General features: G+C 61.7%; 1 protein-coding gene. It reads right to left on the bottom strand.

Translation table 11 applies throughout. The annotated features are described in order from the left end of the window. A partial coding sequence (tuf, locus tag ACEWQZ_RS02770) for an elongation factor Tu (protein WP_476481547.1) occupies window positions 1-1,187 on the bottom strand: 1,187 nt, incomplete at its 3' end.

The raw sequence follows: 1,187 nt of genomic DNA, 5'->3' as shown, positions 1-1,187 counted from the left end.
TCGATGATTTTCGACACCACGCCGGCACCCACGGTACGGCCGCCTTCGCGAATGGCGAAGCGCAGACCCTCTTCCATGGCGATCGGCGCGATCAGCTTGACGGTCATCTGCACGTTGTCGCCGGGCATCACCATCTCGGTGCCTTCCGGCAGCTGGCAGTCACCGGTCACGTCGGTGGTGCGCAGGTAGAACTGCGGACGATAACCCTGGAAAAACGGGGTGTGGCGACCGCCTTCGTCCTTGCTCAGCACATACACCTCGGCTTCGAACGTGGTGTGCGGCGTGATCGAGCCGGGCTTGGCCAGAACCTGACCACGCTCGACGTCCTCACGCTTGGTGCCGCGCAGCAGCACGCCCACGTTGTCACCGGCCTGACCCTGGTCAAGCAGCTTGCGGAACATCTCGACGCCCGTGCAGGTCGTCTTGGTGGTGTCGTGAACACCCACAATCTCGATGTCGTCGCCAACGTGAACCACGCCGCGCTCGACGCGACCGGTCACCACCGTACCGCGACCCGAAATCGAGAACACGTCCTCGATCGGCATCAGGAAATCCTTGTCCAGATCGCGCTCGGGCTCGGCAATGTATTCGTCCATCGCCTCGATCAGCTTGAGAATCGAGGGCACACCAATATCACTGTCGTCGCCTTCCAGCGCCTTCAGAGCCGAACCGGTAATCACCGGCGTGTCGTCGCCCGGAAAATCATAGTCGCTGAGCAGCTCGCGAATTTCCATCTCCACCAGCTCGAGCAGCTCGGCGTCGTCAACCATGTCGGCCTTGTTCATGTAAACAAGAATCGCCGGCACACCCACCTGACGAGCCAGAAGAATGTGCTCGCGCGTCTGCGGCATCGGGCCGTCAGCAGCGGAAACCACAAGAATGGCACCGTCCATCTGCGCCGCACCAGTGATCATGTTCTTCACGTAGTCGGCGTGACCCGGGCAGTCCACGTGGGCATAGTGACGGTTGTCCGACTCGTATTCGACATGAGCCGAGGCAATCGTGATACCGCGCTCGCGCTCTTCCGGCGCGTTGTCGATCTGGTCGTAGGCGCGAGCCTCACCACCACGCGCTTCAGCGCTCACCTTCGTCAGTGCCGCCGTCAGCGTCGTCTTGCCGTGGTCAACGTGACCGATCGTGCCCACGTTGACGTGCGGCTTGGTGCGTTCAAACTTTGCCTTGGACAT

The sequence above is a fragment of the Wenzhouxiangella sp. YN1 genome (assembly GCF_056324145.1).
The sequence above is the reverse complement of the archived record's forward strand: the minus strand, read 5'-3'. Positions and strand labels throughout refer to the sequence as shown.